This window comes from Phenylobacterium sp., from assembly GCF_041913825.1.
GTDB lineage: Bacteria > Pseudomonadota > Alphaproteobacteria > Caulobacterales > Caulobacteraceae > Phenylobacterium.
In genome coordinates this window covers 51,651-72,698 of sequence record NZ_JAYSEO010000014.1, presented here as the reverse complement: position 1 = coordinate 72,698, position 21,048 = coordinate 51,651, and the positions used below count along the sequence as shown (strand labels likewise).

At 70.5% G+C, this 21,048-nt stretch carries 17 protein-coding genes; 9 read left to right on the top strand and 8 right to left on the bottom strand.

From position 1 onward, the window contains the following. Nucleotides 1–130 precede the first annotated feature (130 nt). From ACE3Q8_RS13535 to ACE3Q8_RS13515, 5 genes are all read right to left on the bottom strand, one after another. Nucleotides 131–877: a DUF72 domain-containing protein gene (locus ACE3Q8_RS13535; RefSeq protein ID WP_374470801.1), complete on the bottom strand. Its 747-nt coding sequence runs from the start codon at nucleotides 875–877 to the stop codon at nucleotides 131–133. Nucleotides 878–922: 45 nt separating this feature from the next. After that, a complete protein-coding gene (gene ribB, locus ACE3Q8_RS13530; protein ID WP_374470800.1) occupies nucleotides 923–2,071 on the bottom strand; it encodes a 3,4-dihydroxy-2-butanone-4-phosphate synthase in 1,149 nt (382 codons plus the stop codon). After that, nucleotides 2,068–2,646 (bottom strand): NADPH-dependent FMN reductase, encoded by a 579-nt coding sequence (locus ACE3Q8_RS13525; protein WP_374470799.1) that lies wholly within the window; start codon nucleotides 2,644–2,646, stop codon nucleotides 2,068–2,070. Before ACE3Q8_RS13525 ends, ribB begins: the two co-directional genes overlap by 4 nt. A gap of 74 nt (nucleotides 2,647–2,720) precedes the next feature. Continuing rightward, nucleotides 2,721–4,448 (bottom strand): class I adenylate-forming enzyme family protein, encoded by a 1,728-nt coding sequence (locus tag ACE3Q8_RS13520; protein WP_374470866.1) that lies wholly within the window; start codon nucleotides 4,446–4,448, stop codon nucleotides 2,721–2,723. A 36-nt stretch (nucleotides 4,449–4,484) separates the two neighbouring features. Then, nucleotides 4,485–5,816 carry an acyl-CoA dehydrogenase family protein gene (locus ACE3Q8_RS13515; protein WP_374470798.1) on the bottom strand — a complete coding sequence of 444 codons (1,332 nt, stop codon included), beginning with the start codon at nucleotides 5,814–5,816 and terminating at the stop codon, nucleotides 4,485–4,487. A gap of 118 nt (nucleotides 5,817–5,934) precedes the next feature. On the opposite strand from ACE3Q8_RS13515, the gene ACE3Q8_RS13510 reads away from it, so the two are divergent. Continuing rightward, nucleotides 5,935–6,912 carry a M15 family metallopeptidase gene (locus ACE3Q8_RS13510; protein ID WP_374470797.1) on the top strand — a complete coding sequence of 326 codons (978 nt, stop codon included), beginning with the start codon at nucleotides 5,935–5,937 and terminating at the stop codon, nucleotides 6,910–6,912. A gap of 121 nt (nucleotides 6,913–7,033) precedes the next feature. Beyond that, the gene (locus ACE3Q8_RS13505) at nucleotides 7,034–8,263 is read left to right on the top strand and encodes a serine hydrolase domain-containing protein (protein ID WP_374470796.1); all 1,230 of its coding nucleotides are present in this window, start codon (nucleotides 7,034–7,036) and stop codon (nucleotides 8,261–8,263) included. On the opposite strand, the gene ACE3Q8_RS13500 is transcribed toward ACE3Q8_RS13505, so the two are convergent. Beyond that, a complete protein-coding gene (locus tag ACE3Q8_RS13500; RefSeq protein WP_374470795.1) occupies nucleotides 8,205–9,752 on the bottom strand; it encodes an MATE family efflux transporter in 1,548 nt (515 codons plus the stop codon). The two genes, ACE3Q8_RS13505 and ACE3Q8_RS13500, sit on opposite strands and share 59 nt — an antisense overlap. Before the next feature lie 200 nt (nucleotides 9,753–9,952). On the opposite strand from ACE3Q8_RS13500, the gene rfbB reads away from it, so the two are divergent. The 3 genes from rfbB to rfbA are packed head-to-tail and all read left to right on the top strand — an operon-like array spanning nucleotide 9,953 to nucleotide 12,782. Beyond that, nucleotides 9,953–11,005, top strand: a complete 1,053-nt coding sequence (gene rfbB, locus ACE3Q8_RS13495) for a dTDP-glucose 4,6-dehydratase (protein WP_374470794.1) — start codon at nucleotides 9,953–9,955, stop codon at nucleotides 11,003–11,005. Further along, on the top strand, nucleotides 11,002–11,895 hold the full coding sequence (rfbD, locus tag ACE3Q8_RS13490) for a dTDP-4-dehydrorhamnose reductase (RefSeq protein ID WP_374470793.1): 894 nt from the start codon (nucleotides 11,002–11,004) through the stop codon (nucleotides 11,893–11,895). The genes rfbB and rfbD overlap by 4 nt, the downstream gene beginning before the upstream one ends. Beyond that, nucleotides 11,892–12,782, top strand: coding sequence for a glucose-1-phosphate thymidylyltransferase RfbA (gene rfbA, locus ACE3Q8_RS13485; protein ID WP_374470792.1), 891 nt, complete (start codon nucleotides 11,892–11,894; stop codon nucleotides 12,780–12,782). Before rfbD ends, rfbA begins: the two co-directional genes overlap by 4 nt. 28 nt (nucleotides 12,783–12,810) lie before the next feature. On the opposite strand, the gene ACE3Q8_RS13480 is transcribed toward rfbA, so the two are convergent. Then, nucleotides 12,811–14,220, bottom strand: a complete 1,410-nt coding sequence (locus ACE3Q8_RS13480; RefSeq protein WP_374470791.1) for an amino acid permease — start codon at nucleotides 14,218–14,220, stop codon at nucleotides 12,811–12,813. A 113-nt stretch (nucleotides 14,221–14,333) separates the two neighbouring features. Here ACE3Q8_RS13480 and ACE3Q8_RS13475 point away from each other — a divergent pair, with 113 nt between their 5' ends. The 3 genes from ACE3Q8_RS13475 (at nucleotide 14,334) to ACE3Q8_RS13465 (ending at nucleotide 19,298) form a co-directional block, all read left to right on the top strand. Beyond that, complete coding sequence (locus ACE3Q8_RS13475) at nucleotides 14,334–16,079, top strand: DUF885 family protein (RefSeq protein ID WP_374470790.1); 1,746 nt, start codon at nucleotides 14,334–14,336, stop codon at nucleotides 16,077–16,079. A 122-nt stretch (nucleotides 16,080–16,201) separates the two neighbouring features. Then, complete coding sequence (locus ACE3Q8_RS13470; RefSeq protein WP_374470789.1) at nucleotides 16,202–18,280, top strand: redoxin family protein; 2,079 nt, start codon at nucleotides 16,202–16,204, stop codon at nucleotides 18,278–18,280. Between the two features lie 46 nt (nucleotides 18,281–18,326). Then, nucleotides 18,327–19,298, top strand: a complete 972-nt coding sequence (locus tag ACE3Q8_RS13465; protein WP_374470788.1) for a D-2-hydroxyacid dehydrogenase — start codon at nucleotides 18,327–18,329, stop codon at nucleotides 19,296–19,298. Between the two features lie 123 nt (nucleotides 19,299–19,421). Here ACE3Q8_RS13465 and ACE3Q8_RS13460 read toward each other — a convergent pair whose 3' ends face one another. Then, nucleotides 19,422–20,057 carry a TetR/AcrR family transcriptional regulator gene (locus tag ACE3Q8_RS13460; protein ID WP_374470787.1) on the bottom strand — a complete coding sequence of 212 codons (636 nt, stop codon included), beginning with the start codon at nucleotides 20,055–20,057 and terminating at the stop codon, nucleotides 19,422–19,424. 163 nt (nucleotides 20,058–20,220) lie between these two features. Here ACE3Q8_RS13460 and ACE3Q8_RS13455 point away from each other — a divergent pair, with 163 nt between their 5' ends. Then, nucleotides 20,221–21,036, top strand: a complete 816-nt coding sequence (locus ACE3Q8_RS13455; protein ID WP_374470786.1) for a UDP-2,3-diacylglucosamine diphosphatase — start codon at nucleotides 20,221–20,223, stop codon at nucleotides 21,034–21,036. The last annotated feature ends 12 nt before the right edge of the window (nucleotides 21,037–21,048 follow it).

Below are 21,048 nucleotides of genomic sequence, written 5' to 3'. Positions count from 1 at the left end.
AACCCATCCCCTTCATTTACTTAAGGGATTAGGTGAACGGCGGCAATCCGGAGGCCTTGCGGCCGGTGGGCGCACCCCAGATGGGCGCGGCGCGCGAAATCCCGCCGCGACGGGTTGTCGCGGAACGCCCTTAGGCCGCGCTGGCGTAGGGAACCGCGCCGGTCATCGCCTTCAGGGTCTCGGCGTCGAAGGGCGCGGCGCTTTTGATGTCGTTGTCGAAGTAGGCGTAGACGTCGAGGCCGCGGGCCCGGAAGCCCTCGATCTGCCGGGTCCACAGGGCCAGTTCCTCGTCGGGGTAGCGGCCGAAGTAGCGGCCGCCGGGCCCGTGCCCCCGCACATAGACCCACGAGGCGGTCACCTCCCAGGGCGCCGGCGCGTGGTGATGGTCGGAGATGCAGAGGCTGGCGTCGAAGTCCGCCAGGATGCGGAACACCGCCGGGTCGTACCAGGACGGGTGGCGGAACTCGACCGTGTGGCGGCGGCCCTTCGGCAGCAGCTTCAGGAAGTCCGCCAGGCGCTCGTCGTTGCGGCGGAGCTGCGGCGGGAGCTGGATCAGCGCGGGGCCGTAGCGGTCGGCCAGCGGCGCCATGCGGCCGAACACCAGGGCGACGGAGTCGCCGCAGTCCTTGAGCTTCTTGTTGTGGGTGATGAACCGGCTGACCTTCCAGGCGAATAGGAAGCCCTCCGGCGGCCGCTCCGCCCACCCGGCGACCATCTTCTCCGACGGCAGGCGGTAGAAGCTGGCGTTGATCTCGGCGGTGTCGAAGCGCGTGGCGTAGTAGGCGAGCCGGTCCTTGTCCTTGGTCCCGAGCGGATAGAAGGGTCCCGTCCAGTCCTTGTAGACCCACCCCGAGCAGCCGATGCGCAGTTGGCTCATGCTCCCGGAATGCGGGAGGCGCGGGTGGGGTTCAGAGGGACGGCGTCAGTCCAGCGGCTGGCGCCCGACGATCTTCAGGCCGTAGCCGCCGGAGCCCGGCAGGACGGTGGCCGAGGAGGTCAGCAGCAGCATGTCGCGCACGCCGAGGTCGAGCAGGATCTGGGCGCCGATGCCGTAGTCGCGCAGCACGTTCTGGCTGTGGTCGGCCTGCGGCTGGCCATAGCGCTCGGACAGCCAGTGCGGATTGCTGTCGCGGATGAACACCGCCACGCCCGCGCCCTCGTACTGGCCGATCGCCTCCAGCGCCTTGGGTACGTAGGCGCGGCGGGCTTCCACCGCGCCCAGCATGTCGGTGGCGAGGTCCACCCGGTGCATGCGGACCAGGGTCGGCTTGTCGGGATCGATCCGGCCCTTGGTCAGCACCACGTGCTCCGTCCCGTCCAGGACGTTGCGGTAGATGACCATCCGGAAGCGGCCGCCGTAGGCGCTCTCGAACGGGGTCTCCAGCACCCGCTCCACCTGCCGCTCGGTGCGGCGGCGGTAGGCGATCAGGTCGGCGATCGTACCGATCTTCAGACCATGGAGCTGGGCGAAGGCCACCAGGTCCGGCAGGCGGGCCATGGAGCCGTCGTCCTTCATGATCTCGCAGATCACCCCGGCCGGGTTGAGTCCGGCCATCCGGCTGATGTCCACCGCGGCTTCCGTGTGGCCGGCGCGGACCAGCACGCCGCCGTCCTTGGCGACCAGCGGGAAGACGTGGCCCGGCGAGACCACGTCGTCCACGCCCTTGGTGGGGTCGATGGCCACGGCGATGGTGTGGGCGCGGTCGTGCGCCGAGATGCCGGTGGTGACGCCCTCACGGGCCTCGATGGAGATGGTGAAGGCGGTGCCGTGGCCTGACTGGTTGTCGGTGGCCATGGGCGGCAGGCGAAGCTGCCGGGCCCGCTCGCCGGTGATCGACAGGCAGATCAGGCCGCGCGCGTGCTTGGCCATGAAGTTGATCTGCTCGGGCGTGGCGAACTGGGCGGGGATGATGACGTCGCCCTCGTTCTCCCGGTCCTCGGCGTCGACGAGGATGTAGGGCCGCCCGTTGCGGGCGTCCTCGATGATGTCCTCGATGGGGCTGATGGCGGAGGACACGGAGTCTTCCTCCTTGGCGATGTCGGACGGGGTGACGAGGTAGGGGCGCTTCATGGCGTCGAAGCCTTCATTCTGGCGAAGTCCAGCACCTGTTCGGCGACGGTGGAGAGCTGCCAGGCGTCCTTCGCCTCGCGGCAGTCCCCCGCCTCGTCGAACAGGCCGAGCTGCGCGTTGAGGGCCGCGCCGAACGGCGTCGGCCAGCCCCTCAGGGCATGTATGATCGAGCGGACGGCCATCAAGGTGGTGCCGGCCGCCTGCCAGCCGTCGGCGGTGACGATGACGCCCACCGGCTTGCCCTGGAAGTAGGGCGCCGGGTCGTCCCGGGTCAGCTCGAGGGTGTCGAGGGCGTTCTTGACGATGCCGGACATGGAGCCGTGATAGCCCGGTGTGGCGACGATCACGCCCTGGGCCGCCCGCACGACGTCGGCCAGCTCCCGCTGCGCGGGGTCGGGTTCGCCGGGCCTCGGGTCGAACACCGGCAGGCGGGTCAGGAACTCGCCGCCCAGCAGGCGCGTCTCCGCCCCCGCCGCCTCGGCGGCGCGCAGGCTGAAGGCCAGGGCTCTCTCCGTCGAGGAGCCGGGACGGACGGTGCCGCCCAGGCCCACGATCAGCGGACGGGTCGCGGTCATGCCGGAACCTGTAGGCGGGCGACAGCCTGCCGTCGAGGCTGTTCCCTCTCCCGCGAGCGGGAGAGGGCGCGCCCTCACGCCGGCTCCGGCTCGGGCGCCACCACCTTCTTCAGCTCGATCTTCAGGATCTTGCCGTTGGCGTTGCGCGGCAGGGGCTCGGGCCAGAAGACCACCTTCACCGGCACCTTGAAGGCCGCCAGCCGCGAGCGCACCAGGTCCCGCAGCGCCTGCTCGGTCGCCGTGCCGCCCGGCCGCAGGTGCACCACCGCCGCCGGCTCCTCGCCGAGCGTCTTGTGCGGCACGCCGACGATGGCGGCGTCCATCACGTCCGGGTGCTCGTAGAGGACGTTCTCCACCTCGACGCAGTAGATGTTCTCGCCGCCGCGGATCAGCATGTCCTTGGCGCGGTCGATAATGAACAGGAAGCCTTCCTCGTCCACGCGCGCCAGGTCGCCGGTGCGCAGCCAGCCGTCCACGAAGGTTTCGGCCGTGGCCTCGGGCTTGTTCCAGTAGCCCTTCACCACCTGCGGCCCCTTCACCCAGAGCTCGCCCACCGCGTTCGGCGCGAGCACCGTCCGGCCGTCGGACGGGTCGCGGATCTGCATCTCGCCCACCGGCGCGGCGGGGCCGGCGCTGTCCGGCCGGTTCTCGTAGTCCTTGCCCAGATGCGAGGTGAAGGTGGCCGTGGTCTCGGTCATGCCCCAGCCGTTGCCCGGCTGCGAGCCCGGGAAGGTCTCGGCGATCTTGCGGACCAGCTCGGGCGCCGAGGGCGCGCCGCCGTAGGTCACCGCCTGCAGCGACGACAGGTCGTATTTCTCGCGGGCCGGATGCTCGATGAGCTGCCAGGCGATGGTCGGCACGCCGCCGGTGGCGTTGACCTTCTCCCGCTCGATCAGGCGCATGGCCGGCTCCGCCTCCCACTTGCGCATGAAGACCAGCTTGCCGCCGGCGTTCATGCTGGGTCCGAGGGTGGCCGACAGGCCCGTGGCGTGGAACAGCGGGATGACCAGCAGGGTGACCCGCTGCGGCAGCTTGTGGGGATCGGATTCCGGGATCGGCTCGCCGGCCCGCAGGAAGTTGCGCACCGCCGAGATGCCGCCGGCGGCGACGTTGGAGGTCATGTTGCGGTGGGTGCCCAGCGCGCCCTTCGGCTTGCCCGTGGTGCCCGAGGTGTAGAGGATGGTGGCGTCGTCGTCGGGCTGGATGTCCACCTCCGGCAGCGGCCGGTCGGGCAGCCCGCCCCAGCTGTTCACCGGCCCGATCACGTCCTCCAGCCGCTCGACCCGGGCGTCGGAGGGCGTCCCCTTCATCCGGGAGACGAAGACCCGCTTCAGGTCCGGGCAGGCGTCCAGGTGCTGGGCGATCCGCTCCAGCCGCTCGTCGTCGACGATGGCGACCTTCGCCCCGGAGTCCGCCAGGCCGTACTCCAGCTCGGGACCCGTCCACCAGGCGTTCAGCGGCGTGACGATCGCGCCGGTCAGCACGCCCGCGTAGAACGCCACCGGCCATTCCGGCAGGTTGCGCATGATCACCGCCACCCGGTCGCCCTTGGCGACGCCCTCGGCCTGCAGCCGATGGGCGAGCGCGATGGCCGCGCGGGCGAAGCCCTCGTAGGTCGCCCGGTCGTCCTCGTAGATCAGGAACTCGCGGTCCGCGAAGCTGCGGGCGTTCTCGAAGACGTGGCGGAGCGTCGGCGGGGCGTTCTTCCAGACCTTCGTCGGGACGCCGCGGATCACCGCCTCCTCGATCTCGAACCGGGAGCCCGGCTGGGTGAGGCGGGCGTGCGCCTCGGCGATGGACATGACCGGCCAGGTGTCAGGCACTGCGATACTCCAACGTCAGGCCGGCTCGGCGCGGCTGCGCTCGCGACCGGCGTAGTGGTCCCGGATCTCCTTCAGCTCGCTGGCGTAGCGCTTCTGCGCTTCCTCGCGGAGCTTCGGGATGTGGTAGCTCGGGAAGAGATCGTTGTCCGGGGCGTAGTCCTTCAGGACCTGCTTGGCCACGGTGACCTTGTGGACCTCGGTCGGCCCGTCGGCGATGCCCATGACCAGACTCGACGTCACCATGTGCATGAACGGCATCTCGTTGGAGACGCCCAGCGCCCCGTGCAGGTGCGCGGCCTTGGTGGCGATGTCGTTGTAGACCTTGGGCATGGCCACCTTGATGGCGGCGATGTCCTTGCGGACCTTCTGGTAGTCCTTGTGCTTGTCGATCAGCCAGGCGGTCCGCAGCACCAGCAGGCGGAACATCTCGAGCTGGATCCAACTGTCGGCGATCTGCTCCTGCACCATCTGCAGGTCGCTCAGCCGGCCGTCCCGGGTGGTCCGCGACACCGCGCGGCGGCACATCAGGTCGAGGGCGTTCTTGCAGGCCCCCACCGTGCGCATGGCGTGGTGCACGCGGCCGCCGCCCAGCCGCACCTGGGCGATGACGAAGGCCTGGCCCCGGTCGCCCAGCAGGGCGTCGTAGGGCAGCCGCACGTTGGTGTAGCGGACATAGGCCTCGTTGCCGCCGCCGATCTCGCCGCCCGCGCCCACGGCCACGTTGCGCACGATCTCCACGCCGGGCGTGTCGGTGGGCACCAGGAAGATGGAGGTCCGGCGGTAGGGGTCCTTGGCGTCCGGGTCGGTCACCGCATAGAGCACCAGGACCTTGGCGTACTTGGCGTTGGTGGAGAACCACTTCTCGCCGTTGATCACCCACTCGTTCCCGTCCAGCACCGCCGTGGTGCGGAAGGTCAGCGGGTCCGAGCCGCCGGTCGGCTCGCTCATGGAGAAGGCCGAGCGGATGTCGCCGTTCAGCAGCGGCCAGAGGTACTGCGCCTTCTGCTTCTCGGTGCCGTAGTGGGCGATGATCTCCGCGTTGCCGCTGTCGGGCGCCTGGCAGCCGAAAACCGTGGGGGCCAGGCTGTTGCGGCCCAGCTTCTCGTTCATCAGGGCGAGCTTCACCTGGCCATAGCCCTGGCCGCCCAGCTCGGGGCCGAGGTGGCAGGCCCACAGGCCCTGGTCCTTCACCTGCTGCTGCAGGGGCTTGATGAACTTCTCGCGGCCCACCGACGAGTAGACGGCGATCCCGAGGTGGGAGAGCGGCTCCACCTCCTCGCGCATGAAGTCCTCGATCCAGTCCAGCTTCTTCTGGAACTCGGGGTCGGTCTCGAAATCCCAGGCCATTCGTCCTCCCGCCGGCGCTCGTTGTTTTCGTAGGTCCGGTATGGACACACTATCAGGCGGACGCCGGGTCAGCGCAACGGCGCTTGTCAGCCTCGGCGCCCGCCCTAAGCTCGGCGGCATGAGAAGACGCCTGTTTGCGGCCCTTGTGGGGCTGGCCGCGCTCGCCCCCCAGGCGCTGCTCGCGCTGGAGCTGCCGCCCGAGCCGCCCCGGTCGGTCCGCGAGCACATCGGCCTCTACGGCGAGTCCGAGCGGCCGCTGGTGGTCTACGAGAAGGACGGCCGGCTACACGCCGACGGGCTCGGACTGAAGGCGGCGCCGCTGGTCCGCGTGAAGGGCCGCTTCTACGCCACTGCGGCGGGCGAGCCGCGGGCCATCCTGTTCGGCGACGCCGCCACCGTGGGCGGGGTGCGGCTCGAGAAGCGCGACTTCGGGGCCGAGGCGCAGGCCGCCATCCGCCGCGCCGTGCAGGCCGATCCCGCCGCCCTGCGCGCCGCCGCCCGGGCCGCCACGCCCCCGGCCGAGACCGGCAAGCGCCCGGCCGACCTGGTGGACCTGACCACCGTCGATCCCGCGATCCGCCTCGACATCCGCTACGCCGGCCGGGACAACTTCATGGGCGTGCCGCTCTACGAGCGGGCGGGCGCCTGGCTGCAGCGGCCCGCGGCCGAGGCCCTGGGCCGCGCCGCCCGCCGGCTGAGAGCGGAAGGTTATGGCCTGCTGGTCCACGACGCCTATCGCCCCTGGTTCGTGACGAAGATGTTCTGGGACGCCACTCCGCCCGCCAGCCGCGGCTTCGTCGCCGACCCGGCGAAGGGCTCGCGGCACAACCGCGGCTGTGCGGTGGACCTCACCCTCTACGACCTGAAGACCGGCAAGCCCGTGGAGATGCCGAGCCGCTACGACGAGTTCTCGCTCCGCGCCTTTCCGGACTTCGTCGGCGGCACGAGCCGCCAGCGTGCGCTCCGCGACCGGCTGCGCGCCGCCATGGAGGCCGAGGGCTTCGCCGTCTACGAGCAGGAGTGGTGGCACTTCGACTACAGGGACTGGGCGCAGTACCCCATCGGCAACGTCAGCTTCACCGACCTCGCGCGCTAGGCCGTCGCTCCCCCTCATTTCCCCCGAGCGCAGCGAAGTCGGGGAGGGTCGGGAGAGGGCCTTCGGCCTTGCCGCCGCGCCCCCGCCGGGGGCAAATGGCCGCCAACGGAGGAGCCCGCCCATGGACCAGATCAACCGCGCCAGGACCCTGGGCTTCTCGGCCGACCGGCTCGCCCGGATCGACCGCCACCTGAAGCGCTACGTGGACGAGGGCCGCCTGCCCATGGCCCAGTTCGTGCTCGCCCGGCAGGGGCAGGTGGTCCACCAGACCGTGCTCGGCCAGCAGGACCCGGAGCGCGGCGTGGCCCTCGCCGAGGACACCGTCTTCCGCATCTACTCCATGACCAAGCCGGTCACTTCCGTCGCCCTGATGATGCTGGTGGAGGAAGGGCTGATCGCGCTGGACGATCCGGTGGCGAAGCACATCCCGGCCTGGAAGGACCTCGGCGTCTTCTCCGCCGGCGCCGGCCCCTACCTCACCACCCCGCCGGCCCGGCCCATGCAGGTGGTCGACCTGCTGCGGCACACCTCGGGCCTGACCTACGGCTTCCAGAGCCGCACCAATGTCGACGCCGCCTACCGCAAGGCGGAGATCGAGCGGATGCACGGCGGCCGCGATCTCGAGGGCATGGTCGCCGAGCTGGCGAAGATCCCGCTGGAGTTCTCGCCCGGCGAGGCCTGGAACTACTCGGTGTCCACCGACGTGGTCGGCTACCTCGTCGAGACGGTTTCGGGCCAGTCGCTCGACCGCTTCTTCGCCGAGCGCATCTTCGAGCCGCTGAAGATGGCCGACACCGGCTTCTCGGTGCGGGAGGACCAGCGCGCCCGGTTCGCCGCCTGCTACGACCACGTCCCCGGCGGCCGGCCGAAGCTGCAGGACGATCCGCACAAGAGCCCCTACCTCGGCGCGCCCACCCTGCTGTCCGGCGGCGGCGGCCTGGTCTCCACGGCCGCCGACTATCTGCGGTTCGCCAATATGCTGCTGAACGGCGGCGAACTGGACGGCGCCCGGATCCTGGCGCCCAAGACGCTGCGCCTGATGACCGCCAATCACCTGCCCGGCCGCCAGGACCTGACGCAGATGTCGCGTTCGCTGTTCTCCGAGAGCACCAACGCCGGCGTCGGCTTCGGCCTGGGCTTCGCCGTGGTGTTCGACCCGCCGAAGACCCTGCTGCCCTCGTCGCCCGGCGAGTTCTACTGGGGCGGCATGGCCTCCACGGCCTTCTGGGTGGATCCGGTGGAGGAGGTGACCGCGGTCTTCATGACCCAGCTCATCCCGTCCTCCACCTGGCCTATTCGGCGGGAGCTCCGGACCCTGACGTACGGGGCCCTGATGGAGACGAACGGGTAAGGCCGTCGGCGATGCCCTCGGCCTCCTCGACCACGGGGTGGCCGAAACCGGTGTCAGGCGCATCGGTGCTGGGCTTCACGTCCAGCATCCTGGCCTTCCGCCAGCCGCCCCACAGGTAGTAGCCACCGGCCAGCAACAGGGTGGTGACGCTGCCCACCGGGAAGCTCAGCCAGACCGCGTCGGCGCCCAGGCTCGGCTCCAGCAGGTTGGCGAACGGGATCCGCACGCCCCACAGCGAGATGACCATGGCCAGCAGCGGCGGCCACACCGCGCCGGTCGCCCGCACCACGCCCGAGAAGATGAAGGCGATCCCGAAGGCGATGAAGCCCCACAGCACGTAGCTGTTGATGTGCTGGGCGATGGCCAGGGAGGGGCTGTCGCCGGGCAGGAAGGCCCGCAGCACGATAGGGTCGGCGAAGAACAGGATCACCACGGGCGTGCCGGTGAACAGCAGGGCGAAGAGCGCGCCCTTGCGGGCCACCTGCTCCACCCGGTCCATGCGGCCGGCCCCGACGTTCTGGGCGGCCATGGACGAGACCGCCGCGCCCAGCGCCATGGCCGGCATCTGGACGTAGGTCCAGAGCTGCGCCGCTGCGCCATAGGCCGCCGCGGTTTGCGAGCCATACTGGTTGACCAGCCCCATCATGGTCACCGCCGCCAGGCTGACGACCATCATCTGGAAGCCCATCGGCAGGCCCTTGAGCACCAGCGACCGGATGATGCCAGGATCCGGGATCAGCAACCGGGCCTCCGAGGGTCGGATCACCAGGATCGAACCCTTGCGGTAGAGGTGGACCAGCATGGCGAAGAGGGTGACCGTCTGGGCGATCAGGGTCGCCGTCGCCGAACCCGCGATGCCGAGCGTCGGCAGCGGCCCCGGCCCGATGATCAGCAGCGGGTTCAGCACCACGTCCAGGCCGACCGTGAGCAGCGAGAAGTAGAAGGGCGTGCGGCTGTCGCCGGTCCCCCGCTGGGCCATCATCACGTACGAGAAGAAGTACATGAAAGGCATGGCGGTGAAGATCACCCGCAGATAGGCGATGGCGTCAGCGCGCGCGTCGGCCGGCGTGCCCATGGCGTCGAGGATGTGCGGGGTCAGAGTCACGCCGGCGACGCCCACGGTGATCGACAGCAGCAGGAAGAAGGCCGTGGATGTCCCCACCACCTTCTTGGCCATGGCCGTGTCTCGGGCGCCCACCGCCTGGCCGATCAGGATGTTCGAGGCCATCGACACCCCGAACACCGCGCCCAGCATCAGGAACATGATCTGGTTGGCGTTGGAGGTGGCGGTCAGCGCGGCCTCGCCCAGCACGTGGCTGACCCAGATGGCGTTGGCCGAGCCGTTGAGGGACTGCAGGACGTTCGAGCCCAGCACCGGCAGGGCGAACAGGATCAGGGTCTTGCCGATCGGCCCGGTCGTCAGGTCCGGCCCCTTCCGCAGCGGTCCGGCGGCGGGCCGTCCGCCCGCGGTGTCTCCAGTGGCCGTCACGCGCAAGCTCCCCTCGCCCTCCGCCTTCGCGGAGGTCCCCGGAACGATCTTACGGGCCGCGACGATCCCGCTTCAACCCGTGCGGCGGAACGGCGCGCGGCCCGGCCAGGGTTGAGCCGGCGCCGTTTCGTTGTAAGAGGGCGCGGGGGATGGTCGACCGCCGCGGCGGCTGGGGCCGCAGAGAAGACTAGAAAGACCGCATGAAGATCCTGATCACGGGCGGGGCCGGTTTCATCGGGTCGGCCGTTGTGCGCCGGGCCATCGCCGACGGCCACGAGGTGGTGAACCTCGACGTCCTCACCTACTCCGCCAACCTCGAGAACGTCGCCGGCGTGGCGAACGACCCGCGCTACGCCTTCGAGCAGGCCGACATCTGCGACCAGGCCCGGGTGCGCGAGATCTTCGCCAAGCATCGGCCCGACGCGGTGATGCACCTGGCGGCCGAGAGCCACGTGGACCGCTCGCTCGAAGGCCCCATCGACTTCGTGCGCACCAACATCATGGGCACCGCCGTCCTGCTGGAGGCCGCCCGCGACTACTGGATGGCCCTGCCCGAGCCGCAGAAGTCCGCCTTTCGCTTCCACCATGTCTCGACGGACGAGGTGTTCGGCGCGCTCGGCGAGGACGGCGAGTTCACGGAAGAGACGCCGTACGACCCCACCTCGCCCTATGCCGCGTCGAAGGCCGGGGCCGACCACCTCGTGCGCGCCTGGGGCCGGACCTTCGGCCTGCCCGTGGTGCTCACCAACTGCTCGAACAACTACGGCCCGTTCCAATTCCCCGAGAAGCTGATCCCGACGGTGATCACCCGGGCGCTGGAGGGCAAGTCGATCCCGGTCTACGGCGACGGCCGCCAGGTGCGCGACTGGCTGCACGTGGACGACCACGCCGAGGCCCTGCTGCTGGTCATCGGCAAGGGCGCGCTGGGCGAGACCTACTGCATCGGCGGCGACAGCTCGCGGCGCAACATCGAGGTGGTGCGGATGATCTGCGCCGAGCTCGACAAGGTGGCGCCCGCCAACACCCCGCACGCCGAGAAGATCACCTTCGTCACCGACCGCCCGGCCCACGATTTCCGCTACGCCATCGACGCCTCGAAGCTGGAGCGCGAGCTCGGCTGGAGCCCGCGCGTCGCCCTGCCGGAAGGCCTGGAACAGACGGTGCGCTGGTACGTGGAGAACCGCGACTGGATCGAGGGCATCCGCGAGCGCGGCTTCCATTCCGAGCGCCTGGGGCTGGTGAAGGCGTCGTGAGCGTCCGCATCCTGCAGTTCGGCGCCACGGGCCAGCTCGCCCGCGAGGTGCTCGACCGGGCGGGGAACGGGGTGGAGGTCACCGCGCTCTCCCGCGCCGAGGCCGACCTGACCGACGTCGACGCGATCCGCCGGGCCATCCTGGAGGCCGGCGACATCGACCTGGTGGTCAACGCCGCCGCCTATACCGCGGTCGACAAGGCCGAGGCCGAGCCCGACCTGGCCTACGCCGTCAACGCCCGTGCGCCCGAGGCCATGGCCAGGGCCTGCCAGGCGCGCGGCGTACCGATGGTGCACATCTCCACGGACATGGTGTTCTCGGGCGCAAAGGACGGCGCCTACCTCGAGACCGACGCGCCCGCCCCGCTGCACGTCTACGGCGCCTCCAAGCTGGTCGGCGAGCAGGCGGTGCTGGCCAACTGCGACCGCGCCCTGGTCGGCCGGGTGACCTGGCTGTTCTCGGCCTACGGCCAGAACTTTCTGCAGATCATGCTGCGGCTCGCCAGGAGCCAGCCGGTGCTGAAGGTGGTGGACGACCAGCGTGGCCGCGCCACCGCCAGCGGCGACGTGGCGGCCTTCCTCCTCGACCAGGCCGAGCGCCTGGCCCGCGCCCCCGCCGGCGCGCCGGAGTGGGGCCTGCTGCACCTCGTCGGCCCCACCGTCGCCACCCGCACCGAGATGGCCAAGGCCCTGTTCGACCTCGCCGGCCTGTCGCCGCAGATCGAGCCCGTGCCCACCAGCGCCTTCCCGACGCCGGCCAGGCGCGCCCTCAACGCCGAGTTGGACTCCAGCCGCCTGAAGGCCGTGTTCGGCGTGGAGCTCCGCCCCTGGCGCGCGGCGCTGGCCGACGTGGTCGCGAAGCTGAACGCAATGCAAGGAGCCGCCGCATGAACCGCCGCGGGATCATTCTCGCCGGCGGCGCCGGCACCCGGCTGCACCCCCTGACCATCGCGGTCTCCAAGCAGCTCCTGCCGGTCTACGACAAGCCGATGGTCTACTACCCGCTGTCGGTGCTGATGCTGGCCGGCGTGCGCGAGATCCTGGTGATCACCACGCCGGAGGATCAGGCCGGCTTCCAGCGCCTGCTGGGCGACGGCTCGCAGCTCGGCGTGCGCTTCGAGTACGTGGTCCAGCCCACCCCCGGCGGTCTCGCCGAGGCCTACATCTTGGGCGAGGATTTTGTGGACGGCGAGCCGAGCGTGATGATCCTCGGCGACAACATCTTCTTCGGCCAGGGCTTCAGCCACATGCTGAAGAACGCCGGCGCGCGCGAACACGGGGCCACGGTGTTCGGCTATCCGGTGCACGATCCCGAGCGCTACGGCGTCGTGGAGATGAGCGCCGAAGGCCGCGCGCTCTCCATCGAGGAGAAGCCCACCTCGCCCAAGTCCAATCTGGCGGTGACCGGCCTCTACTTCTACGACGGCCGCGCGAGCGAGCTGGCCAAGACGCTCACCCGCTCGGCGCGGGGCGAGCTCGAGATCACCGCGCTGAACCAGCTCTACCTGGAGGCCGGCGAGCTGCACGTGGAGCTGCTCGGCCGCGGCTTCGCCTGGGAGGACGCCGGCACCCACGACAGCCTGATCCAGGCCGGCGAGCTGATCCGCACCTTCGAGCAGCGCCAGGGCCTGCGTATCGGCTGCCTGGAGGAGATCGCCTTCCACCAGGGGTGGATCGACCGAGACCAGCTCCTCAAGCTCGCCGGGCGCATGGCCAAGAGCGAGTACGGCGTCTACCTGCGCGAGCTCGCCGACCGGCCGCCCGGCTTCGACGAGTAGCGCCCCTCCCCTCGCGGGGGACCGGGCCTCAGGCCAGCCGGCTGCGGGTGCGGCCGTAGAGCAGGTACACCAGCAGGCCGACCACGTTCCAGACGAGGAACATCTGCTGGGTGACCGCCGCCAGGCTGGCGAACAGGTAGAGGCAGCCCAGCACGGCCAGCGGGCCCACCAGCCACCACAGCGGCGTCCTGAACGGGCGGGCCAGGTCCGGCCGCTGACGACGCAGGATCATCATGGCGATGGCTGTGGCGATGAAGGCGGCGAGCGTCCCCGCATTGGCCACCTCGGCGATGAACCGGAGCGGCAGGAAGCCGGCCATGGCCGCGGCGCAGACGCCGGTCAGGATGGTCACCGCCGCCGGAACGCCGCGGGCGTTGACCGCCGACAGCCGCTTCGGCAGCAGGCCGTCGCGGGACATGGCGAAGAACACCCGGCTCTGGCCGTACATGAAGGCCATGATCACCGTGGGCAGCGCGATCACCGCGGCCGCGGCGATCAGCACCGCCACCAGCGGGTGGCCGAGTTCGCGCAGGATGAAGGCCAGCGGCTCGCCGCTCTTGGCGAACACCGCGAACGGCGAGGCGCCCAGCGCCGCGGCCGCCACCAGCATGTAGATGGCGGCGCAGGCCAGCATGGAGCCGACGATGCCGATGGTCAGGTCGCGGCCGGGGTTCTTGGCCTCCTCGGCCGCCGTGGAGATGGCGTCGAAGCCATAGAAGGCGAAGAAGATGACCGCCGCCGCGGCCATCACGCCGCGCTTCACCCCTTCGCCCACCTCGTGGGCGTTGAAGCCGTAGGGCATGAAGGGCTGGAAGTTGGCGGGGTCGAAGGCCGGCAGGGCGAGGGCCACGAAGGCGGCGAGCGCCACGACCTTGAAGATCACCAGGTAGAAGTTGACCGTCGCGCTCTCGCGGGTGCCGACCAGCAGCAGGCCGGTGACCATCAGGGTGATGAACACCGCCGGCAGGTTCACGAGCCCGGCCGGCTCGCCCCACGGCCCGGCGGCCAGCGCCTCAGGCAGGCCCCAGCCGCGGCTGACCAGGAACCCCTGGGCGTAGCCGGACCAGCCCACCGCCACGGTCGAGCAGACCACCGTGTATTCGAGGATCAGGCTCCAGCCGATGATCCAGCCCACCAGCTCGCCCATGCCGGCGTAGGCGTAGGAATAGGCCGAGCCCGCCTGCGGCATCAGGCTGGCCATCTCGGCGTAGCACAGGGCGGCGAAGGCGCAGACCGCGCCCGCGATGGCGAAGGACAGGATCACCGCCGGCCCGGCCTGGCCGGCGCCGACGCCGATCAGGGTGTAGATGCCGGTGCCGATGATCGCGCCCACGCCCAGGGCCACCAGGTGCGGCCAGCCCAGGGTGCGTTTCAGGCCCTGGCCGTCCCCGTGGCTCGGCGGCGCCTCGATGGCCTTGCGGCGCGTGATGAAGCTCATGACTGCCCTCCCGACGAACCGCCACCATTGCCGCGCGCCGCGCGCGCCGACAAGCCTTGGCGCCGCGGCCGCCATGGGCCAGCTTGGCCGCGCAAAACGGGGGAGTGATCCGCATGCGTCGCCTGATCCTGGCTTTCGTCCTGATGCTGCTGGCCGGGCCGGCGCTCGCACAGGACGCCGCCGTGCAGAAGCTGGTCGCCGACTACGAGGCCTGGTGGCTGGCCGACGACCCGGTCACCGCCGGCCGCCTCGGCGACCGCGGCGCGCTCGCCAGGCTGCCGGACGTGACCCCCGCCGCCGACGCCCGCCGCAAGGCCGCGCTCGCCGGCTTCCAGCAGCGGCTGAAGGCGATCCCCGACGCCGGCCTCACGGCGGACGCCAGGCTGAACCGCGACCTGCTGGCCTGGGTGGTGGACAGCCAGCTCCAGGCGCTGGCCTTCGACGTCGCCCGCATCCAGATCTCCTCGGACGGCGGCTTCTACGACACCATCGGCTACCTGGCGCAGACCACCCCGATCCGCACGACGGAAGACGCCCGCGCCTTGGTGGCGCGCCTGGAGGCCACGCCGAAGAACTGGCGCGACAACATCGAGAACCTGCGCCGCGGCGCCCGGACCCGCTTCACCCAGCCCCGCTCCAGCGTCGAGGTGGTGCTGAAGCAGATGCGCGAGGCGCTCGCCGCGCCGGTCGACCAGGACCCGCTGCTGCAGCCGCTGGCCGCCCTGCCCGACACCGTTCCTGCCGCCGAGCAGTCGGCGCTGCGGGCCCGCGCCCGCACGGCCGTCGAGGCCCTCCGCGGCGTGCGGCGCGAGTTCGTCACCTTCCTCGAGCGGGAGTACCTGCCGGCGGCGCGGCCGCAGCTCGGCGCCCGCTCGCTGCCGAACGGCGAGGCCTATTACCGCTACGTGGTCCGCGACCACACCACCACCGACCTCACGCCCGACCAGATCCACGAGATCGGCCGCAGCGAGGTGGCCCGCATCCAGGCCGAGATGGAGGTGGCGATGAAGGAGGCCGGCTGGACCGGCGACCGGGCCGGGTTCATCGCCATGCTGCGCAAGGACCCGCGGTTCTACGCCACCAGCCGCGAGGACCTGATGGAGAAGGCCTCGGAGATCGCCAAGCGGATCGACGACAAGCTTCCCGGTTACTTCGGCACCCTGCCGCGACTGACCTACGGCGTCCGCCCCGTTCCCGCCGACCTGGAGCAGGCCTACACCACCGGCCGCTACTGGCAGGGCTCGCCCCAGCTCGGCGTCGCCGGCGGCTACATGGTCAACACCTACGCCCTGGACCAGCGCGGCCTGCACGAGCTGCCGGCGCTTACCGCCCACGAGGCGGTGCCGGGGCACCACCTGCAGATCGCCCTGTCGCAGGAGCTGGAGAACGTGCCGGCCTTCCGCCGCGAGACCTTCGCCTTCACCGCCTTCGTGGAGGGCTGGGGCCTCTATTCCGAGCGGGTGGCCGGCGAGATGGGCATCTACCGCACCCCCTACGAACGGTTCGGCCAGCTCTCCTACGAGATGTGGCGCGCCTGCCGTCTGGTCGCCGACACCGGCATCCACTGGAAGGGCTGGAGCCTCGACCAGGCGCGGTCCTGCTTCACCGAGAACACGGCGCTCAGCCCCCTGAACATCGAGGTGGAGCTCGCCCGCTACGTCTCCTGGCCGGGCCAGGCGCTGGCCTACAAGATCGGCGAGCGGAAGTACGTGGAGCTGCGCCAGAAGGCCCGCCAGGCGCTGGGCGACCGGTTCGACATCCGCCGCTTCCATGACGCCGTGCTGCTGGCCGGCCCGCTGCCGATGGCGGTGCTGGAGGCCCGGGTCGACGCCTGGATTTCCGCAGAACGGAATCGATGACGCAGGCGTCACCGAAACATTGATGCAACGCCGGTATGCTGTCTAACATCCCTGAACAGCGTTCAGGTTCGCCGCCGCCGCACGCGGACGAGACGGACCGAAGGGGACAGGGAGGAACACACATGCAGGCAGCACGCATCTCCGTGCTCGCAGCGGTCGGGGGCTCGATGCTCCTGTTCGGCTGCACCACCGACGGAGCGCCGAATGCGCTGGCCAGCGCCGGCGACGCCGCGGCCCGGGAGACGGCCGCCGTCGCCGCCCTGCCCGGCCACGTCGACAACTTCATGCTCGTCGACCAGAACCTGGAGGGCCACGAGCTCTACCGGATGGCCGACGCCAAGGCGATCGTGATCGTCAGCACCATGAACGGCTGCCCGATCGCCCGGGCCATGACCCCGGAGCTGAAGAAGCTGCGCGACGCCTACCAGGCCAAGGGCGTCGAGTTCCTGATGCTGAACTCCGCCCTGCAGGACAGCCGCGAGTCCATCGCCGAAGAGGCGAAGGAGTTCGGCCTCGACATCCCGGTGCTGATGGACACCAACCAGTTGGTCGGCGAGGCGCTGGGCGTCACCCGCACGGCCGAGGTCTATGTGATCGACCCGAAGACCTGGCAGGTGGTCTACCGCGGGCCGCTCGACGACCGCATCGACTACGGCGGCGCCCAGAAGGCCAACGTCCAGCCGTTCGCCGCCAACGCCCTCGACGCCCTGCTCGCCGGCAAGCCCGTCCAGCAGGCGGCGATGAACACCCGCGGCTGCCTGATCGACTTCCCCGAGCGGGCCAAGAAGGCGCAGCACGCGAAGATCAGCTACGCGAAGGACGTGGCCCCGATCCTCGAGAAGAACTGCGTGGCCTGCCACCAGCCCGGCTCCATCGGGCCGTTCTCGATGACCAGCTACGAGATGGTGAAGGGCTTCTCGCCGATGATCCGCGAGGTGCTGCGCACCGACCGGATGCCGCCCTACAACGCCGATCCGCACGTCAACAGGTTCTCCGACAACAAGAACATGACGCCCGCGGAGATCAAGACGATCGTCCACTGGATCGAGGCCGGCGCGCCCCGCGGCGACGGGCCCGACCCGCTGGCCTCTGTGGACCGCAAGGCCCCCGAATGGCCGCTCGGCAAGCCCGACCTGATCCTCGACGTGCCGGCCTACACCATCCCGGCCTCGGGCGTGGTCGACTACCAGCGCCCCTACATCGTCAATCCGCTCAAGGAGGGCCGCTGGATCCGCGCCTCCACCGTCAAGGTCGGCGCGCGCCAGGGCGTGCACCACATCCTGACCGGCTACATGAAGGAGATCCCGGACGGTCCGGCCTACGAGACCAAGTGGGGATCGTCCGTGGGCGGCTACGCGGTGGGCGCCGAGTCCGAGATCGCCCCCGACAACGCCGGGGTCTACCTGCCGCCGGGCGGGGCCATCGGCATCCAGGCGCACTACACCCCGTTCGGCAAGGAGGTCGTCGATAAGAGCCAGATCGCGCTCTACTTCTACGACAAGACCGAGACGCCGGACCTCGTCATGCGCAACTCGGTGATCGTCGACAACACCATCACCATCCCGGCCGGCGCGGCGCGCCACAAGGAGGTCGCCTACCTCAGCTTCCCGAAGGACGCCCTGCTCTATTCGGCCTTCCCGCACGCCCACTACCGCGGCTACGCGTCCGACCTGTGGATCGAGTACCCGAACGGCGAGCGGAAGCTGCTGCTGGCCCTGCCGCGCTACGACTTCAACTGGCAGCGGCACTACACCTTCGCCGAGCCGGTGAAGGTGCCGGCCGGCTCGAAGCTGATCGCCCACTACACCTATGACAACTCCAAGCGGAACCCGGCCAACCCCGACCCGTCCAAGACGGTGCTGTGGGGCGACCAGTCCTTCGAGGAGATGTTCTACACGGCGATCCGCTACCGCTGGGTCGACGAGACCTCCAAGAGCGAGGTGGCCTACGACGACGAGCTGAACCGGAGCCGCATGGTCGGCATGCTGGACGACAACCTCGACGGCAAGGTGCAGCTCGCCGAACTCAAGGGCGACCTGGGCAGCCGGCTGAAGCCGTACTTCGCCATGGTCGACAAGGACAAGGACGGCGGCATCGACCGCACCGAGTTCGCCGCCGTGCAGTCGATGCTCGGCCGGCGGCGGGGCGGCGCGGAGAACGCCTCCATGCCCATGCCGCAGGCCAAGTCCGGCGGGCGCTAGCCAGCCGGGCCGCGCCCCGGCCATAGTGCGCCGGATGACGCGGTTGATGATCTACGAACCCTCCTACCGGAGGCTGGCGGGCTCGATTCCGGAAGGGGTCGAGCCCGTTCTCATGGGCGAGGACGGCGTGCTGCGCCTGGACGGCCGGGAGGTCGCGCCCGACGAGGCCGACGCCCGCGCCGGCTGGGCCAACGCCGACGTCTTCTTCGGCCCGGCGGCCCGCCCCTACATGGTGGCCCTGCTGAAGTCGCCGAACCTCAAATGGGTGCAGAGCGGGGCGGCCGGCTTCGACCAGCCGATCTTCGGCCAGCTCGTCACCAAGGGGGTGACGCTGACCACCAGCCACGGCCAGGCGCTCGGCATGGCGGAGTACGTCCTGTGGGGCGTGCTCGACCACTTCCAGCGCGGGCCGGAGCGGCGCGCCGCCCAGGGCCGCCACGCCTGGGACCGGCTGGCGTTTCGGGAGGTGAACGGCTCCCATTGGCTGATCGTCGGCTTCGGCTCCATCGGCCAGGCGGTGGCCGAGCGCGCCCGGGCCTTCGGGGCGCGGATCACCGGCCTGCGCCGCAACCAGGCGCCGCACCCGGCGGCCGACGCCATCGCGCCGCTGGAGGCGCTGCACGCCCTGCTGCCCGAGGCCGACGTGGTGGTGCTGTCGATCCCGCTCACCCCGGACAGCCGCCACGTGGTGGACGACCGCTTTCTCGGGGCCATGAAGGACCGCTCGGTGCTGGTGAACGTCGGCCGCGGCGGCCTGGTGGACGAGGCGGCGCTGCTGGCGGCCCTGGACGCCGGGCGGCCGGAGCACGCGGTGCTGGACGTTTTCGAGACCGAGCCCTTGCCGGCCGACAGCCGGTTCTGGGACCATCCGCGGGTGACGCTGACGCCCCACGCCTCGGGCATCACCACCGGCCAGCACACCCGCAACGACGCCCTGTTCGCGGAGAACCTCCGCCGCTTCGTCGCCGGCCAGGACCTGCTGAACGTGGCTGACCCGAAGGACGTGCTGGCGGGCTGATCGAGCCCCTCCTCCTCGGGAGAGCTGGCCCGGAGGGCCGGAGGGCGTCCGCTCGGGCGCCTGCGGATGACCCCCTCAGTTCCCTGCGGCGACAGCTCGCGGCGGGGAAGCAGCTAGCGCCGCCTACTCCGTCCACAGCTCGTGGATGTCGCCCTTGCGGTTCAGCATGCGGACGGCCCGCTTGACCACGGTGAGCAGCCGCTCGCGGCGGGCGTCCTCGTCATAGGTCATCGACCCCTTGGCCAGGCCCTCCAGCAGGAAGCGGCCGAGGTCGCGGCTGGTCTGGAAGCGCGGATCGGCGCCGGCCTGGACGATGGCCCCGAACCGGGCGCCCACCTGGGCGTGGTCGAAGGCGCTCTGGGCGGCGGCCAGCCGCTCGCGCAGCATGGCGTCCGTGCGGGCCGCGGCCTCCAGCTCGGCGAAGGCGACGAACGGGATCTCGTGGAGCAGGGCCCAGTAGCTGTCGATGGCGTGCTCGGTGGCGTCCACGCCCGGCGGGTGCGGCCTGGAGCCCGCCTCCTCGAAGAGGCGCGCACGCTCAAGCTCGATGTGCGCGACCGCGGCCTCGACCAGCTCTTCGCGGCTCGCGAAGTGGTAGAGCATGGCGCCGCGGGTGAGCCTGGCGGCGTCGGCGATCATGGCGTTGGTGGCGGCGTGGTAGCCCACCTCCGCGAAGAGGCGCATGGCGGCGTCGAGGATACGCGCACGCGTGCGCAGCGACTTCGGCGTCGCCTTCGCCGGATAGGTTCTGGCGTCCATCGGGACCAATTTTCGGCGACCTGGGGAGGGTCTGCTCTCGCTCAATACCTACCAACACAAGGGGAGTTCGAGCCAGTGCTTCAAGGCCGCACCCCGATGTTTCACGAAACCGACATGCAATCGGCCTAGCGACTGGTCAAAATCCAGGCGTTGGGGGCGCAAAGTGGGCGATCCTGGAATCCGGCGTTATCGCAGCGTGTTCCTCTCGGACATCCACCTGGGCACCCGCGGCTGCCAGGCGGAGCTGCTGCTCGACTTCATCCGGCACATGGAATGCGACCAGCTCTATCTGGTGGGCGACATCGTCGACGGCTGGAAGATGAAGAGCGGCTGGTACTGGCCCCAGGCGCACAACGACGTGGTCCAGAAGATCCTGCGGCTGGCCCGCAAGGGCGTTCAGGTCACCTATGTGCCGGGCAACCACGACGACCGGGTGCGGGATTTTTGCGGCGTCCACTTCGGCGGGGTGGTGGTCGCCCGCGACGCCATCCACGAGACCGCCGACGGCCGGCGCTTCCTCGTCACCCACGGCGACGAGTTCGACGGGGTGGTGCAGCATGCCCGCTGGCTGGCCTTCCTGGGCGACTGGTCCTACCGGGCGCTGCTGGCCGCCAACACGCTCACCAACCGGCTGCGGCGCCGGCTGGGCTTCGGCTATTGGAGCTTCTCTGCCTTCCTGAAGACCCGGGTGAAGAACGCCCTGCACTTCATCGAGAACTTCGAGCAGGCGGTGGCCGAGGAGGCCCGCCGGCGCGGCGTCGACGGAGTGATCTGCGGCCATATCCACAAGGCCGAGATGCGCGACATCGACGGCATCGCCTACGTCAACGACGGCGATTGGGTGGAGAGCTGCACGGCGCTCGTCGAGCACATGGACGGCCGGCTGGAGATCCTCGAATGGGCCAAGCTCCGGCACTGGTCGGTGCTGGACCGCGCGCCCGCCCCGTCCGGGAACGTCCCGCAGCCGCTGGCCGCCTGAGCCGCCTGAGCC

Excerpts from the sequence above, each read along its gene's own strand:
- ACE3Q8_RS13535 (WP_374470801.1), bottom strand. The coding sequence starts at position 877 with ATGAGCCAACTGCGCATCGGCTGCTCGGGGTGGGTCTACAAGGACTGG.
- ribB (WP_374470800.1), bottom strand. The coding sequence starts at position 2,071 with ATGAAGCGCCCCTACCTCGTCACCCCGTCCGACATCGCCAAGGAGGAA.
- ACE3Q8_RS13525 (WP_374470799.1), bottom strand. The coding sequence starts at position 2,646 with ATGACCGCGACCCGTCCGCTGATCGTGGGCCTGGGCGGCACCGTCCGT.
- ACE3Q8_RS13520 (WP_374470866.1), bottom strand. The coding sequence starts at position 4,448 with ATGTCCATCGCCGAGGCGCACGCCCGCCTCACCCAGCCGGGCTCCCGG.
- ACE3Q8_RS13515 (WP_374470798.1), bottom strand. The coding sequence starts at position 5,816 with ATGGCCTGGGATTTCGAGACCGACCCCGAGTTCCAGAAGAAGCTGGAC.
- ACE3Q8_RS13510 (WP_374470797.1), top strand. The coding sequence starts at position 5,935 with ATGAGAAGACGCCTGTTTGCGGCCCTTGTGGGGCTGGCCGCGCTCGCC.
- ACE3Q8_RS13505 (WP_374470796.1), top strand. The coding sequence starts at position 7,034 with ATGGACCAGATCAACCGCGCCAGGACCCTGGGCTTCTCGGCCGACCGG.
- rfbB (WP_374470794.1), top strand. The coding sequence starts at position 9,953 with ATGAAGATCCTGATCACGGGCGGGGCCGGTTTCATCGGGTCGGCCGTT.
- rfbA (WP_374470792.1), top strand. The coding sequence starts at position 11,892 with ATGAACCGCCGCGGGATCATTCTCGCCGGCGGCGCCGGCACCCGGCTG.
- ACE3Q8_RS13480 (WP_374470791.1), bottom strand. The coding sequence starts at position 14,220 with ATGAGCTTCATCACGCGCCGCAAGGCCATCGAGGCGCCGCCGAGCCAC.
- ACE3Q8_RS13475 (WP_374470790.1), top strand. The coding sequence starts at position 14,334 with ATGCGTCGCCTGATCCTGGCTTTCGTCCTGATGCTGCTGGCCGGGCCG.
- ACE3Q8_RS13470 (WP_374470789.1), top strand. The coding sequence starts at position 16,202 with ATGCAGGCAGCACGCATCTCCGTGCTCGCAGCGGTCGGGGGCTCGATG.
- ACE3Q8_RS13465 (WP_374470788.1), top strand. The coding sequence starts at position 18,327 with ATGATCTACGAACCCTCCTACCGGAGGCTGGCGGGCTCGATTCCGGAA.
- ACE3Q8_RS13460 (WP_374470787.1), bottom strand. The coding sequence starts at position 20,057 with ATGGACGCCAGAACCTATCCGGCGAAGGCGACGCCGAAGTCGCTGCGC.